The following is a 14,179-nucleotide window of genomic DNA, read 5'->3' as shown; positions in this document are numbered from 1 at the left end:
GGCGCCGGGCAATGGGATCAAACGATCTATAACCATACGCACCCTCCCCCCACTCTGGCAAGTCACCTCGACCACGAGGCCTCTGACCTGCCCGAATGCCATGCGGCCGAACGTGAGTACGAGCCTCCGCACTCCCGTTCAGCCACCCGGAGGAGGGCTTCGGACTAGCTCCCCGGCGACGGCGACGGGTCCGCCGCGGAGGGGGAGGGAGTGGGCGGAGTCACAGGACCCGGATCGGACGGACTGGCCGCCGGAGAGGGCGCGGTGCCCCCTCCCGTCCCACCCGAGCCGGCGGTGGTCCCGCCCGCCGAGGGCGGCAGCTGCGTCCCGGGGCCGGGCCCCGGTCCCACCGGCCCGCCGGCGCCCCCGCCCGCGGACGCCCCGGGCCCGGCGGACGGCGAGGGACCGCCGGGAACGCCCGCCGCCACGGCCCCCGGGCTGGCCGGGGCGCCCGGTGGCAAAACCTTTCCGTCGGGGCCCACGACGGCGCCCTTGGCGCCCGCGGCGTCCTTCTTGTCGTGCCCCCCGCCGTGCGTTCCGCCGTTCTTGCCCCCGGCGGAGGCGCCCGCGGATCCGGAGGCGGCTCCCTGGTGATCCGCGGGGGAGGTGGCGCCGGGCTTGGCGGCGTCGTCGCCGACGCTCATGCAGCCCGCCGAGGCCGCGAGCGCGAGCGTGGCGACGGCCAGTCGGACGGAAGCGGGCAAGTGGCGCACGGGTGGCACCTCCGGGGCTGGGCGGGGTTCCGTGGTGAACGGGTCAATGTGCCCAACTCTCTTTGCCCCGTAAGAGACACGCCCCCGGCGCCACCGGCTCGCGCGCCCCTCGGTCAGCCCCCGGTGTACGCCCGCGCCACCTGCAGGCCCAGCTGTACGGCGCCCAGTCCGGCCAGCACGGACGCGGCCACGTTCGCCGCTGCCAGGAACCCCTGGCCCCGCTCCGCCAGCCGGAGCGTCTCGTAGGAGAAGGTCGAGTAGGTGCTCAGCGCCCCGCACAGCCCCGTCCCGAGGAAGAGGCTCAGCCGCGAGGACGCCGCCCCGTCGAGCACCGCCCCCGTCAGCGCCCCCAGCAGGAGGCAGGCGCCCGCGTTCACCGCGAAGGTTCCCCAGGGGAAGACGGAATCGTGGCGGCCCTGCACCGCGCGGTCGGCCAGGTAGCGCAGCGGGGCGCCGACCACCGCGCCCAGCACCACCGCGAGCCAGTTCACCGGACCGCCCCGGCCGCGCCGCGGCCGGCCACCGCGAGGCGCGTCACCCGGGCCGCCACCGCCACCGCGCCCAGCGCGGCCACCACCGTGAGGCCGGCGTAGGCCAGCGCGGTCCCCGCCTCCCCGGCGTCCAGCAGCCGGGCGAAGTCCACGGCGTAGGTGGAGAAGGTGGTGAACCCGCCGAGCACCCCGGTCCCGAGGAACGGCCGCACGAGGGGGTGCGCCGACCGGCCGCCCTCGCTGATCAGCACCATCAGGACGCCGATGAGCGCGCAGCCCGTCACGTTGACCCAGAGCGTCCCCCACGGGAAGGCCCCGGGCGCCGCCGGCCACAGCAGCCCGACCCCGTAGCGCGCCGAGGCGCCCGCCGCGCCGCCGGCCGCCACCGCCGCGAGCACGCGCAGCCGCGGCTCGCCGCGCTGCTCCGGCACGTGCAGGTCGACATCCGGGTCGATCGCCTCGAAACCCCCGGCCGGCCGGGTCATCCGCCGCCCGCCGCACACCTCGCCACTGTCACCACGGGCCCATTCTCACGCGCCGGGGCGCATCCCTCCCGGAGGGCGCGTCCCTCCCGGACAATGGGCGGGTGCTGCAGATGACGCGCGACGACTTCGAAGAGCTGGTGGCCCAGGCCCTGGACCGGATCCCGCCCGAGCTGACCCGGGTGATGGACAACGTGGCCGTGTTCGTGGAGGACGAACCCCCCGCGGACGACCCGGAACTGCTCGGGCTCTACGAGGGGACGCCCCTCACCGAGCGCGGCGAGTGGTACGCCGGGGTGCTGCCGGACCGGATCTCGATCTACATGGGTCCGACCCTGCGGTACTGCGAGGCGCCCGACGACGTGGTGCACGAGGTCGCCGTGACCGTCGTGCACGAGATCGCCCACCACTTCGGCATCGACGACGACCGCCTCCACGAACTGGGCTGGGGCTGAGGCCGCGCCCGCCGCGGGGCCCGGCCGCCGACCGGGGGAAACCGTTTTGGCGATCGCCGCTCCGATCCCATATGCTTCTCACGTCCCCGACGCGCTGGAAAGTGCCTAGGCGGGCCTTTAGCCCTCATCGTCTAGTGGCCCAGGACGCCGCCCTTTCAAGGCGGTAGCACGGGTTCGAATCCCGTTGGGGGTACGCAACACCATGTGCGAGACTTGCGCTCGCACATAGCAAGGACCTGTGGAGCAGTTGGTTAGCTCGCCACCCTGTCAAGGTGGAGGTCGCGGGTTCAAGTCCCGTCAGGTTCGCTGAAGCTCGCGAGAGCTTCGTGGCTGGGTAGCTCAGTTGGTACGAGCGATCGCCTGAAAAGCGATAGGTCGCCGGTTCGACCCCGGCCCCAGCCACCACGAGAAGGCCCCGTCCATCGGACGGGGCCTTCTGCTTTACCCCTCGCCCCCGGCCGCCTCACCGGTACGGACCGCGCGGCGCCACCGCGCCAGGCCGAAGGCCGATGCCCCGGCCGCGATCAGCCCGAGCAGCGCCCAGTCCGGCACTGCGCCGGCGACGGACCGCACCCACTCCTCCACGGCGAACGAGTCGTCCACGTCCAGCAGCCCCGGCAGCGCGCTCGCCCCGTCGTACGCCAGGAACATCGCGCCCAGCGCGATGAAGAACAGGCCGGACGCCAGCGTGGTGGTGTGCAGCTCGAAGCGGCCGGCCCGGACCACCCGGCCGCGCAGCCAGCGGCGCCGCCCGAGGTCGAACCGCTCCCAGAGCAGGGCCAGCAGGAACAGCGGCAGGGCCATCCCCAGCGCGTACACGGCCAGCAGCAGGCCGCCGTAGACGGGGCTGCCGCTCACCGCCGCGACGGTCAGGACGCTGCCCAGAATCGGACCCGCGCAGAAGCCCGCCAGCCCGTAGACCGCGCCCAGCGCGTACACCGACAGGGCGGTCGTCGGACGGATCCGGCCGGACAGGCCGGTGAGGCGCCGCGAGGCGAAGCCGAGGCCCAGGATCTGCGCCAGGCCCAGCGCGATGATCAGCCAGCCGCCGAAGAGGACCAGGGCGTCCCGGTTGCCGTGGAAGAAGCGGCCCGCGTACGAGCCGGCCGCGCCCAGCGGCACCAAAGTGGTCGCGAGCCCCGCGTAGAAGATTCCGGTCCGGGCCAGCAGCCGGGACGCGGAGTCGATGGAGTAGGCGAAGAAGGCGGGCAGCAGCAGCGCGCTGCACGGGCTGAGCAGCGCGAGGAGGCCGCCCAGCAGGGCGGCCAGGTATCCGATGCCGGTCACTTCGCGGCCGCCGCCCGCTGGGCCCTGGCGATGGCCTCGGTGAAGGCCTCCACCGGCTGGGCGCCCGCGATCGGCTGCCCGTTGACGAGGAAGGACGGGGTGGAGGTGACGCCGATGCGGTAGCCCTCCTCCTGGTCGGTGCGCACCGCTGCGGAGGCCCGCTCGCCGGCGCTGTCCCGCGCGAAGCGCTCCAGGTCCGGGACCCCGGCCTGCCGGGCGATCTCCCGCAGGTGGGCCGCGCCGAAGCCCTTCTCCTTGGAGCCCTCGGCGTAGGCGGCGGCGTGGAACGCGGCGAACCGGTCCTGCTGTCCGGCGGCCCACGCGGCCTTCGCGGCGGCCTCGGACTCGGCGCCGAAGATCGGGAAGTTGCGCCATTCGATGCGCAGGGTGCCGTCCTCGACGTACTTCTTCACCAGTTCGGGTTCGGTGTCGCGGGCGAACTTGCCGCAGTAACCGCATGCGAAGTCGGAGTACTCGATGAGGACGACGGGCGCGTCGGCGCGGCCGGTGGTCAGCTTGTCGGCCGCGTCGCGGCGGGCCAGCTTCATCAGCTCGGCCCGGGCGTCGGGGGCCCGGGGCGCGGACGCCGGGGCGGACCCGGAGTCGGTGGCGTCCTTCGGGGCGGTGGCCTGCCAGGAGACGAGGCCGAGGGTGACGGCGGCGAGCGCGACCCCGGCGGAGATGAGCAGGGGCTTGCGGGCGGAACGCGCGGAGGAAGGCATGGAGGTGCTCCGGAGTGGTGGGTGAAGGGGAGGAAAGCGGGACCGGCGGGACCGGTTCTCCTAGACCCGCATCACGGACAGCTCCAGCGGCCCCGGCGCCACCCGGTCCGGCCCGCGCGCGAGCACGCGCAGCGGCGCGCCCTTGCCGTGCCAGGGCTGCTCCGGCAGGCACCGCGCGAGCGGCGGGTGGCCGTGGTCCCCGGTCGGGCGCTGCGGCACCGCCGGAACCCGCCCCTGGTCCGCGTCCGCCGGGGAGCAGGAGGGCCCGCGCTCGGCGGGCACCGCCTCCGGGACGGCCGCGGCCCGGCTCGGAGGCGACGTGACGGGCCCGGCGGCGTACCCGTACACGGGTCCGGATCCGGCCCGCGCCGCCGACGCAACCGGCGCCAGGCACCCCAGCAGCACCGCGAGCACGGCGCCCAGCAGGCACCACTGGCGCGGGGCGGGGCGGGACATGGCGGGCCTCTCACTCACTCGGCCGGGGTTCTTGGGGTGACTCGTCCGGAAATGGTACGGGGCCGCCCCACAAATGCGTTCGCCACCCGACGCCCACGGGTGAGATCCTCGACCAGGTATGTCTACTTCCTTCGCCGCCCTGCAGACGCTTCTCGGTGAGATCTCCCTCCGCGACGCGCACCGCCTCGGCCGCCGCCTCGAAGGCGCCCGCCGTATCCGCAAGCCCGAGGCCAAGCAGGCCGTACTCGACGAGATCGCCGCGGAGGCCGAGAAGGCCGCCGCGCGACTGGCCGGGCGCGCCTCGCGGATGCCCGAGGTCACCTATCCCGAGAACCTTCCGGTCAGCCAGAAGAAGGACGAGATCGCCGAGGCGATACGCGACCACCAGGTCGTGATCGTCGCGGGCGAGACCGGCTCCGGCAAGACCACCCAGATCCCCAAGATCTGCATGGAGCTGGGGCGCGGTGTCCGGGGCATGATCGGCCACACCCAGCCCCGCCGGATCGCGGCGCGCACCGTCGCGGAGCGGATCGCCGAGGAGCTGAAGTCCGAGATCGGCCAGACGGTCGGCTGGAAGGTCCGGTTCACCGACCAGGTGGACCAGGACGCGACCTTCGTGAAGCTGATGACGGACGGCATCCTGCTCGCCGAGATCCAGACGGACCGCGAGCTGCGCGCGTACGACACGATCATCATCGACGAGGCCCACGAGCGGTCGCTGAACATCGACTTCCTGCTCGGCTACCTGGCGACGCTGCTGCCGAAGCGCCCCGACCTCAAGGTGATCATCACCTCGGCGACGATCGACCCCCAGCGGTTCTCCCGGCACTTCGGCGACGCCCCGATCGTCGAGGTCAGCGGCCGTACGTACCCGGTCGAGGTGCGCTACCGCCCGCTCCTCGAAGAGGAGGGCGACGACAGCGACCGCGACCAGATCACCGCGATCTGCGAAGCGGTGGACGAGCTGCAGTCCGAGGGCCCGGGCGACGTCCTGGTCTTCCTCTCCGGCGAGCGCGAGATCCGCGACACGGCGGACGCGCTCAACAAACGCAACCTGCGGTTCACCGAGGTGCTCCCCCTCTACGCGCGCCTCTCGCACGCCGAGCAGCACCGCGTCTTCCAGCAGCACACCGGGCGCCGGATCGTCCTCGCGACCAACGTCGCCGAGACCTCGCTGACCGTCCCGGGCATCAAGTACGTGATCGACCCGGGCACCGCCCGGATCTCCCGCTACAGCCACCGCACCAAGGTCCAGCGGCTGCCGATCGAGCGGATCTCGCAGGCCAGCGCCAACCAGCGCAAGGGCCGCTGCGGCCGCACCTCGGACGGCATCTGCATCCGGCTGTACTCCGAGGACGACTTCCTCACGCGGCCCGAGTTCACCGACGCCGAGATCCTGCGCACCAACCTCGCCTCCGTCATCCTCCAGATGACCGCGGCGGGCCTCGGCGAGATCGAGAAGTTCCCCTTCATCGACCCGCCGGACCACCGCAACATCCGCGACGGCGTGCAGCTGCTCCAGGAACTGGGCGCGCTGGACCCGGCGGAGAAAGACCACAAGAAGCGGCTCACGCCGATGGGCCGCCAGCTGTCCCAGCTGCCCGTGGACCCGCGCCTGGCCCGCATGGTGGTGGAGGCGGACAAGAACAACTGCGTGCGCGAGGTCATGGTCATCGCGGCCGCCCTCTCGATCCAGGACCCGCGCGAGCGGCCCTCGGACAAGCAGACCCAGGCCGACCAGCACCACGCCCGCTTCAAGGACGAGACCAGCGACTTCCTCTCGTTCCTGAACATGTGGCGCTACGTCCGCGAGCAGCAGAAGGAGCGCGGCTCCAGCTCCTTCCGCCGGATGTGCAAGCAGGAGTACCTGAACTTCCTGCGGATCCGCGAGTGGCAGGACATCTACTCGCAGCTGCGCACGGTCGCCAAGACCATGGGCATCCACGTCAACGAAGCGGACGCCCCGGAGCAGCACATCCACGTGTCGCTGCTGGCGGGCCTGCTGTCGCACATCGGGCTCAAGGACACCGACAAGAACGAGTACCTCGGCGCGCGGTCGGCGAAGTTCGCGATCTTCCCCGGTTCGGCGCTCTTCAAGAAGCAGCCGAAGTTCGTCATGTCGGCGGAGCTGGTGGAGACCTCGCGGCTGTGGGCCCGGGTCAACGCCAAGGTCGAGCCCGAGTGGGTCGAGCCGCTGGCCCAGCACCTGATCAAGCGCACGTACAGCGAGCCGCACTGGGAGAAGGACCAGGCGGCGGTGATGGCGTACGAGAAGGTCACGCTGTACGGCGTCCCGATCGTCGCCCAGCGGAAGATCAACTACGGCCGGATCGACGCGGAGGTCTCGCGCGAGCTGTTCATCCGCAACGCCCTGGTCGAGGGCGACTGGCGCACGCACCACAAGTTCTACGCCGACAACCGCAAGCTGCTGACCGAGGTCGAGGAGCTGGAACACCGGGCCCGGCGCCGGGACATCCTGGTCGACGACGAGACCCTCTTCGACTTCTACGACCAGCGGATCCCCGAGCACGTGGTCTCGGGCGCGCACTTCGACTCCTGGTGGAAGCACAAGAAGCGGGACGAGCCGGAGCTGCTCGACTTCGAGCGCGAGATGCTGCTCACCGAGAAGGCCGCCGGGGTCACCAAGGACGACTACCCGGACTCCTGGCGCCAGGGGCCGCTGAAGTTCCGGGTGACCTACCAGTTCGAGCCGGGCGCGGACGCGGACGGCGTGACCGTCCACATCCCGCTGACGGTGCTGAACCAGGTCACCGACGAGGGCTTCGACTGGCAGATCCCGGGGCTGCGCGAGGAGGTCGTCACCGAGCTGATCCGCTCGCTGCCCAAGCCGATCCGCCGGCACTACGTGCCCGCGCCGAACTTCGCGACCCGCTTCCTGGCCACGGCCGTGCCCCTCCAGGAGCCGCTGACGGTGACGCTCGCGCGCGAGCTGAAGCGGATGGTCGGCGTGCCGGTCACCGCCGAGGACTTCGACCTGAGCCGGATCGCCGACCACCTGAAGATCACCTTCCGGATCGTCGACGAGCGCCGCAGGAACATCGCCGAGGACAAGGACCTGGAGGCGCTGCGGCTGCGGCTGCGGCCCAAGGCCCGCCAGGCCCTCTCCCAGGCCGCCGCGGCGACCGCCGAGCGCGCGGGCGGCGAGACCATCGAGCGGACCGGGCTGACGGACTGGACGATCGGCACCCTGACCAGGGTCTTCGAGACCCGCCGGGCGGGCCAGCCGGTGAAGGCCTACCCGGCCCTGGTGGACGCCGGCGCGAGCGTCGACGTACGCCTCTTCGACACCGAGGCCGAGCAGCAGCTCGCGATGTGGCGCGGGACCCGGAAGCTGATCCTGCTCAACATCGCGGTGAACCCCGCGAAGTTCGCGTCCGACAAGCTCGGCAACCAGGCGAAGCTGGCCCTGTCCCGCAATCCGCACGGTTCCGTCCAGGCGCTCTTCGAGGACTGCGCCACGGCGGCGGCCGACAAGCTGATCGCCGACCACGGCGGGCCCGCCTGGGACGAGGCGGGCTTCCGCAAGCTCTACGACGCCGTGCGTACGGACCTGGTGGACACGACCGTACGCACGGTCACCCAGGTGCAGCAGGTGCTGGCCGCCTGGCAGGCCTGTGAGCGGCGGCTGAAGGCGACGAACAGCCCCACCCTGCTCCGCAACGTCCAGGACGTGCAGAAGCAGCTGGCGGCCCTGGTGCCGGCCGGCTTCGTGACCCTCACCGGGCTGCGGCGGCTGCCCGATCTGATGCGCTATCTGGTGGCGGCCGACCGGCGGCTCCAGCAGATGCCGACCTCCGTCCAGCGCGACACCACGCGCATGGAGAAGGTGCACGAGATGCAGGACGAGTACGCCTGGCTGCTGGAGCAGTTGCCCCAGGGGCGGCCGGTGCCTACGGCGGTCACGGACATCCGCTGGATGATCGAGGAACTGCGGGTGAGCTACTTCGCGCACGCACTCGGGACGGCCCATCCGGTCTCCGACAAGCGCATCGTGAAGGCGATCGACGCCCTGGTTCCGTGACCTCGCGGTGATCGGGTTAGACCACACCCCCCGAGCTGTTGTACAGTCGGTTTCGCAGCCACCAAGTGGCCGCGAACGAGGACCTGTGGAGCAGTTGGTTAGCTCGCCACCCTGTCAAGGTGGAGGTCGCGGGTTCAAGTCCCGTCAGGTTCGCAGTGACGTCAGGGCCCGTATCCCCCAGGGATACGGGCCCTGACGCGTTCCACGGCACACACGCCCGGCGCGGTGGCGGCTCCCAGCGGCCCCTGCGGCCACCACAGGCACGGGAGGCGGGTTTCCCCTCATGAATGCCCGGGACGAGCTCAGAGCGCTCCTGAAGGCCCATCTGGCGGCCTCGCGCGGACGCCGCCACCTCAGGCGCCACTGCCTGGTCTGCAACCGGCTCCTGCGCCTCGCCCGGGAGGCGGCCCGGCGGGACCAAGGTCCCCCGGCCGGCTGACGCCCAGCTCCGGAGGACCCCATTACGGGGTGCAATGCCGGATGTACAAGAGTTGTTAGCTGTGATGGGAGTCACCACACGAGTTTTTGGGGCCCCCACATTTATCACGCACATACGCACCTTCGATTTAATATGTGCAATGGCACCCCCACCGCAGGGGGGCGCCGACCGCGGCCCGCGCGCCCCTTCCGGGCATAAAAAAAGATCGCGCTGGACCCGGCGGAGTCCAGCGCGACCGACGGCTGGGGAACCTGTTGGGGCAGGTCCGGCCGCATGAAGCGCGGTGGGTTTCGTCGGATTGGGGGATCCGATTTCTACCCGGTAAAACGTTGTGCTGCGGTACCTCAGGCTTCGCTGCGCTGCTGCGGAATTCCCGCGAGCAGTGCGCGAACCTCGGCCTCGCGGTAGCGGCGGTGCCCACCCAGGGTGCGGATGGACGTGAGCTTGCCAGCCTTGGCCCAGCGAGTGACCGTCTTCGGGTCCACGCGGAACATCGTGGCAACCTCAGCCGGGGTCAGCAGCGGCTCGGCATCAGGGGTGCGAGCGGTCATGAGCGGCCTCCTCGGGAGAACCGAACCATCTCGGTTCTTTCCTCTAAATTCTGCACCTTGGCCCTCGTTGCCCGAAATGGACAGACGAAGGCCGAGTCGGTTATAGGACGAACGGCTTGTCCTCGGCACTACAACTACACCATCTGTCCAGCCTCGTCGGCCAAACCGATGGAATTGCCCTCCGAGGTGTTCATCAGCGACGGAAGCCGATGGACTGGCCCATAACGGACAGTCACCCCACTGTGACGATCAGTCACAGAGCGATCAGGAGTCGCCAGACCCCCCATAGCGTGCAATGTCGAGCAATCCGCCCAAAGTTGGACGGACGGAACCCTCCCCGGACTCCTTGTCCTATTTTGGCACGAGGGTAGGGGAAGGGCGCAAGGGTGTGGAAAGTGCGGTCCGTCACGCTTGAGCCAATGGCCCGGATCGGGACGTAGGTCCTGGAACTAAGACCCCAATGAGTGAATCGTCCTGAAGTGCCACGGCTTGTGACTGTTGGGACCAAAGGGCTAGTTGGCGAACAGTCTCTCCCGAACGGCCCGCCAGCGGTCGGCCAATATGACGTACGTCTCCACGGCTCCGTCAGAATCGCCCGCCCGCAGCGCCGCGATGCCCGCCGCCAGTTCGGCCGCCGACCGGTCCTGCTCCAGCCCCGCCGCGGGCAGCCCGTGCACCAGCCCGCCGTAGTCCAGCTCGACCATCGAGCGCGGATGGAACTCCTCCAGCCAGCTGCCGACCTCCACCAGGCCGTCCGCCAGCGCCCCGTACCCCTCCGCCTCGCGCAGGGTCCGCAGCCCGCGCGCGAGCCGCCGCCGGGCCTGGACCATCGGCGTCCGGTAGCGCAGCACCTCCCCCGGCACGTACTCCCGCTCCTCGTCGGCCACCAGCACGAACCAGCGCAGCGGCACCTGCCACACCGCGGTACGGATCCACGGGCGCGCGTCCGGGTTCCGCGCCCGCCAGGCCTCGTACTCATCGGCCGCCCGGCGGCGCACCCCCGGCGGCAGCGCCGCGTCCAGCACCGGGGCCGGGAAGTCCGCCACCAGCTCCTGCAGCGCCAGCCAGCCGCGCAGCCGGGTCCGCCACGGGCACACCAGCAGCACCCCGTCCACCTCCGCGGTGAAGGCGTCCGCGCTCTCGTGCGCCGGCACCCCCACCGGCGGCACGCGGACCAGGTCGGCCAGCGACCGGCGCAGTTCGTCCTGGGCCGTCGGCGTGTGCCCGCGCCGGGCGTAGTCCGCCCAGTGCGCGCGCTCCGGCTCGGCGAAGGCCGCGAGGGGTTCGTAGACGCGCAGGTAGGACGCGTAGGGGACGGTCGGCACCTGGCGCGCGGCGGGCAGCCGGGGTTCGGGGGATTCGCTCACGCTCTCGTACTCCCCCGCGCCGGGCGCCCGTACGCGGCCGCGCGCCCCCGAGGGGGAGAAATCCGGTCAGAAGTCCGAGCGGGGGTCCGATCCCCGGACAGGCCGGTCCGGCGCGGCCCCCAGGTCTTACGCTGCTCCCAACACCGCCCTCCCCACCCGCAGGAGGGCGCTTCCCGCCGCATCTCATCCATGGGAGTCACCACCGTGACCGAAATGACCGACGGCGTCCTGCACACCCTGTTCCGCACGGAACAGGGCGGCCACGAGCAGGTCGTGCTCTGCCAGGACCGCGCCAGTGGCCTCAAGGCCGTCATCGCCCTCCACTCCACCGCACTGGGCCCCGCGCTCGGCGGTACGCGCTTCCACGCGTACGCCTCGGACGAGGAGGCCGTCCTCGACGCCCTCAACCTCGCCCGCGGCATGTCGTACAAGAACGCCCTCGCCGGGCTCGACCACGGCGGCGGCAAGGCCGTGATCATCGGTGACCCGGACACGCTGAAGAGCGAGGAACTGCTGCTGGCCTACGGCCGGTTCGTGGACTCCCTCGGCGGCCGCTACGTGACCGCCTGCGACGTCGGCACCTACGTCGCGGACATGGACGTCGTCGCCCGCGAGACCCGCTGGGCCACCGGCCGCTCCCCCGAGAACGGCGGCGCCGGCGACTCCTCGGTCCTCACCGCCTTCGGCGTCTTCCAGGGCATGCGGGCCAGCGCCCAGCACCTCTGGGGCGACCCGACCCTGCGCGGCCGCAAGGTCGCCGTCGCGGGCGTCGGCAAGGTCGGGCACCACCTGGTGGAGCACCTGCTGGAGGACGGGGCGGAGGTCGTCATCACCGACGTCCGCGCCGAATCCGTGCGGCGGATCCTGGACCGGCACCCCGGGAAGGTGACGGCGGTCGCCGACACCGACGCGCTGATCCGGCTGCCCGGTCTGGACATCTACGCGCCCTGCGCGCTCGGCGGCGCCCTCGACGACGCCACCGTGCCGGCCCTGACCGCGAAGGTGGTGTGCGGCGCGGCGAACAACCAGCTCGCCCACCCCGGCGTCGAGAAGGACCTCGCGGACCGCGGCATCCTCTACGCGCCGGACTACGTGGTGAACGCGGGCGGGGTCATCCAGGTCGCCGACGAACTGCACGGCTTCGACTTCGACCGCTGCAAGGCCAAGGCGACGAAGATCTTCGACACCACGCTGGCCATATTCGCACGTGCGAAGTCGGACGGGATTCCGCCCGCCGCGGCGGCCGACCGGATCGCCGAGCAGCGGATGGCCGAGGGACGCGCCGCGCGGGGCGCGTAACCGGGTTCCGCCACAGGGGTCCGGCGCGGGTGGGAAACCGGCGCCGGCCCCGTACGGCGGGGGTTTGCACCCGCCGGGGTTGCGGAGAGACGGAACTCACTGCGCTTCGGCGGGTCGCTCGCCAATATAGGGTTAAAATCGCAGCTGACCAGCGAGTACGGGGCGTCTCGCAGGCACTGTGCCGGGGCACGTCATGCGGGCGGCGTACCGTATGGCCGCGGAAGCAGGTACCGTTAAAGCTCTACGGACGGTCTCTCCACGGAGAGCCCGCTCCGAACCATGAACGCGTGTCAGACTCTGGGGCCGTCGAGCCCCGTCACCGAGGGGGTCGAGCCATGGGGCGCGGCCGGGCCAAGGCCAAGCAGACAAAGGTCGCCCGCCAGCTGAAGTACAACAGCGGCGGGACTGACCTCTCGCGTCTGGCCAATGAGCTGGGCGCATCGCCGGCGGAGCCGCTGCCTGTCAGCGTGCCGGTCGAGGTCGATGACGAGCTGGAAGACGACGACGACCCGTACGCCAAGTACGCGAAGTTGTACAACGGCGATGACGAGGACGAGGACGAAGAGTCCGGCCCCTCCGCGCAGCGTCGCGGCGCTTGACGCATCCAGCGTCCACACCGCACCAGCAGCCATGCAATACGGAAACCCGGTCCGGGGCTGAGCCCCGGACCGGGTTTCCGTGCGTTCCGGCCCGGGTTTCCGTGGGGTCCACGGCCCGGGCCCGGCGGTGTGCGCCGGGCCCTTCGCGGCCGGTCGGCCTCGCTCAGTTGGCGTAGTCGCCGGTGAGGGTCGAGCCCTCGGTGTGCGCGCCGCGGTCCTCGATCTCGCCCGCGACCCAGGCGTCGACGCCCCGGTCGGCCAGCGTGGTCAGGGCCACGTCCACGGATTCCTGCGGTACCACGGCGATCATGCCGACGCCCATGTTCAGCGTCTTCTCCAGCTCCAGGCGCTCGACCTTGCCGGCGCGGCCGACCAGGTCGAAGACGGCGCCGGGGGCCCAGGTGGAGCGGTCCACCGCGGCGTGCAGGTGGTCGGGGATGACCCGGGCGAGGTTGGCCGCGAGGCCGCCGCCCGTGATGTGCGAGAAGGCGTGGACCTCGGCGGTGCGGGTGAGGGCCAGGCAGTCCAGCGAGTAGATCCTGGTCGGCTCCAGGAGCTCCTCGCCGAGGGTCCGGCCGAGCTCCTCCACGTGGCTCTCCAGTGCCATCTTGGCCTGGTCGAAGAGGACGTGGCGGACCAGCGAGTACCCGTTCGAGTGAAGTCCGGACGACGCCATCGCGATGACGGCGTCCCCCGTACGGATGCGGTCCGCGCCCAGGAGGGCGTCGTGCTCGACGACACCCGTACCGGCGCCGGCGACGTCGAAGTCGTCCGGACCCAGCAGACCCGGGTGTTCGGCGGTCTCGCCGCCCACCAGGGCGCAGCCGGCCAGGACGCAGCCCTCCGCGATGCCCTTGACGATGGCCGCGACGCGCTCGGGGTGGACCTTGCCGACGCAGATGTAGTCCGTCATGAAGAGCGGCTCGGCGCCGCAGACGACGATGTCGTCCATGACCATCGCGACCAGGTCGTGGCCGATCGTGTCGTACACGCCGAGCCGGCGGGCGATGTCCACCTTGGTGCCGACGCCGTCGGTGGCCGAGGCCAGCAGCGGGCGCTCGTAGCGCTTGAGGGCGGAGGCGTCGAAGAGGCCGGCGAAACCGCCGAGGCCGCCGAGGACCTCGGGGCGCTGCGTCTTCTTCACCCACTCCTTCATCAGCTCGACGGCGCGGTCGCCCGCTTCGATGTCGACGCCCGCGGCTGCGTAGCTGGCACCGGTGGTCTTCTCTGTCATGACAGGGATGAGCTTTCGTGTCGTTACTGCGGTTACTGCGGG

14 protein-coding genes and 4 tRNA genes are annotated in these 14,179 nt (G+C 71.4%); 9 read left to right on the top strand and 9 right to left on the bottom strand.

The annotated features are described in order from the left end of the window. Positions 1–164: 164 nt before the first annotated feature. The 3 genes from AC0693_RS24075 to AC0693_RS24065 all read right to left on the bottom strand — a co-directional run bounded on the left by AC0693_RS24075 (position 165) and on the right by AC0693_RS24065 (position 1,689). Entirely contained in the window at positions 165–713 is a 549-nt protein-coding gene (locus tag AC0693_RS24075) for a hypothetical protein (protein ID WP_478802817.1), read from the bottom strand. A 113-nt stretch (positions 714–826) separates the two neighbouring features. Further along, positions 827–1,204: a fluoride efflux transporter FluC gene (locus tag AC0693_RS24070; RefSeq protein ID WP_478802816.1), complete on the bottom strand. Its 378-nt coding sequence runs from the start codon at positions 1,202–1,204 to the stop codon at positions 827–829. Further along, entirely contained in the window at positions 1,201–1,689 is a 489-nt protein-coding gene (locus AC0693_RS24065; protein WP_356403708.1) for a FluC/FEX family fluoride channel, read from the bottom strand. The genes AC0693_RS24070 and AC0693_RS24065 overlap by 4 nt, the downstream gene beginning before the upstream one ends. Positions 1,690–1,790: 101 nt before the next feature. Between AC0693_RS24065 and AC0693_RS24060 the strand changes: the two genes are divergently transcribed. From AC0693_RS24060 to AC0693_RS24045, 4 genes are all read left to right on the top strand, one after another. Continuing rightward, on the top strand, positions 1,791–2,141 hold the full coding sequence (locus tag AC0693_RS24060; protein ID WP_330331644.1) for a metallopeptidase family protein: 351 nt from the start codon (positions 1,791–1,793) through the stop codon (positions 2,139–2,141). A gap of 120 nt (positions 2,142–2,261) precedes the next feature. After that, positions 2,262–2,334, top strand: a tRNA-Glu gene (locus AC0693_RS24055). 39 nt (positions 2,335–2,373) lie between these two features. Continuing rightward, a tRNA-Asp gene (locus AC0693_RS24050) sits at positions 2,374–2,447 on the top strand. Between the two features lie 22 nt (positions 2,448–2,469). Next, a tRNA-Phe gene (locus tag AC0693_RS24045) sits at positions 2,470–2,546 on the top strand. 36 nt (positions 2,547–2,582) lie between these two features. Here AC0693_RS24045 and AC0693_RS24040 read toward each other — a convergent pair. From AC0693_RS24040 to AC0693_RS24030, 3 genes are read right to left on the bottom strand one after another with little or no spacing between them, the layout of a single operon-like run. After that, positions 2,583–3,428, bottom strand: a complete 846-nt coding sequence (locus AC0693_RS24040; protein ID WP_469330914.1) for a cytochrome c biogenesis CcdA family protein — start codon at positions 3,426–3,428, stop codon at positions 2,583–2,585. Continuing rightward, positions 3,425–4,150, bottom strand: coding sequence for a DsbA family protein (locus AC0693_RS24035; protein WP_478802815.1), 726 nt, complete (start codon positions 4,148–4,150; stop codon positions 3,425–3,427). The genes AC0693_RS24040 and AC0693_RS24035 overlap by 4 nt, the downstream gene beginning before the upstream one ends. Before the next feature lie 60 nt (positions 4,151–4,210). Beyond that, positions 4,211–4,606 carry a hypothetical protein gene (locus AC0693_RS24030; RefSeq protein ID WP_469319904.1) on the bottom strand — a complete coding sequence of 132 codons (396 nt, stop codon included), beginning with the start codon at positions 4,604–4,606 and terminating at the stop codon, positions 4,211–4,213. Between the two features lie 118 nt (positions 4,607–4,724). On the opposite strand from AC0693_RS24030, the gene hrpA reads away from it, so the two are divergent. The 3 genes from hrpA to AC0693_RS24015 all read left to right on the top strand — a co-directional run bounded on the left by hrpA (position 4,725) and on the right by AC0693_RS24015 (position 9,087). Beyond that, positions 4,725–8,648, top strand: coding sequence for an ATP-dependent RNA helicase HrpA (gene hrpA, locus AC0693_RS24025; RefSeq protein WP_478802814.1), 3,924 nt, complete (start codon positions 4,725–4,727; stop codon positions 8,646–8,648). A gap of 79 nt (positions 8,649–8,727) precedes the next feature. Beyond that, positions 8,728–8,801, top strand: a tRNA-Asp gene (locus AC0693_RS24020). 130 nt (positions 8,802–8,931) lie between these two features. Then, entirely contained in the window at positions 8,932–9,087 is a 156-nt protein-coding gene (locus AC0693_RS24015) for a DUF6274 family protein (protein ID WP_469319906.1), read from the top strand. A gap of 344 nt (positions 9,088–9,431) precedes the next feature. On the opposite strand, the gene bldC is transcribed toward AC0693_RS24015, so the two are convergent. Both bldC and AC0693_RS24005 read right to left on the bottom strand, forming a co-directional pair. Beyond that, positions 9,432–9,638, bottom strand: coding sequence for a developmental transcriptional regulator BldC (gene bldC / locus AC0693_RS24010; RefSeq protein ID WP_003949541.1), 207 nt, complete (start codon positions 9,636–9,638; stop codon positions 9,432–9,434). Between the two features lie 512 nt (positions 9,639–10,150). Then, positions 10,151–11,005 (bottom strand): DUF8083 family protein, encoded by an 855-nt coding sequence (locus AC0693_RS24005; RefSeq protein WP_356403570.1) that lies wholly within the window; start codon positions 11,003–11,005, stop codon positions 10,151–10,153. Positions 11,006–11,194: 189 nt separating this feature from the next. Here AC0693_RS24005 and AC0693_RS24000 point away from each other — a divergent pair, with 189 nt between their 5' ends. Next, entirely contained in the window at positions 11,195–12,304 is a 1,110-nt protein-coding gene (locus AC0693_RS24000) for a Leu/Phe/Val dehydrogenase (protein ID WP_469319907.1), read from the top strand. Between the two features lie 335 nt (positions 12,305–12,639). Next, complete coding sequence (locus AC0693_RS23995) at positions 12,640–12,903, top strand: DUF3073 domain-containing protein (protein ID WP_356403564.1); 264 nt, start codon at positions 12,640–12,642, stop codon at positions 12,901–12,903. Positions 12,904–13,066: 163 nt separating this feature from the next. On the opposite strand, the gene purM is transcribed toward AC0693_RS23995, so the two are convergent. Then, positions 13,067–14,137, bottom strand: a complete 1,071-nt coding sequence (gene purM, locus AC0693_RS23990) for a phosphoribosylformylglycinamidine cyclo-ligase (RefSeq protein ID WP_356403561.1) — start codon at positions 14,135–14,137, stop codon at positions 13,067–13,069. Positions 14,138–14,179: the final 42 nt, after the last annotated feature.

This window comes from Streptomyces sp. NPDC043876 (assembly GCF_056435825.1).
This window is presented reverse-complemented; position numbering and strand designations above follow the sequence as displayed.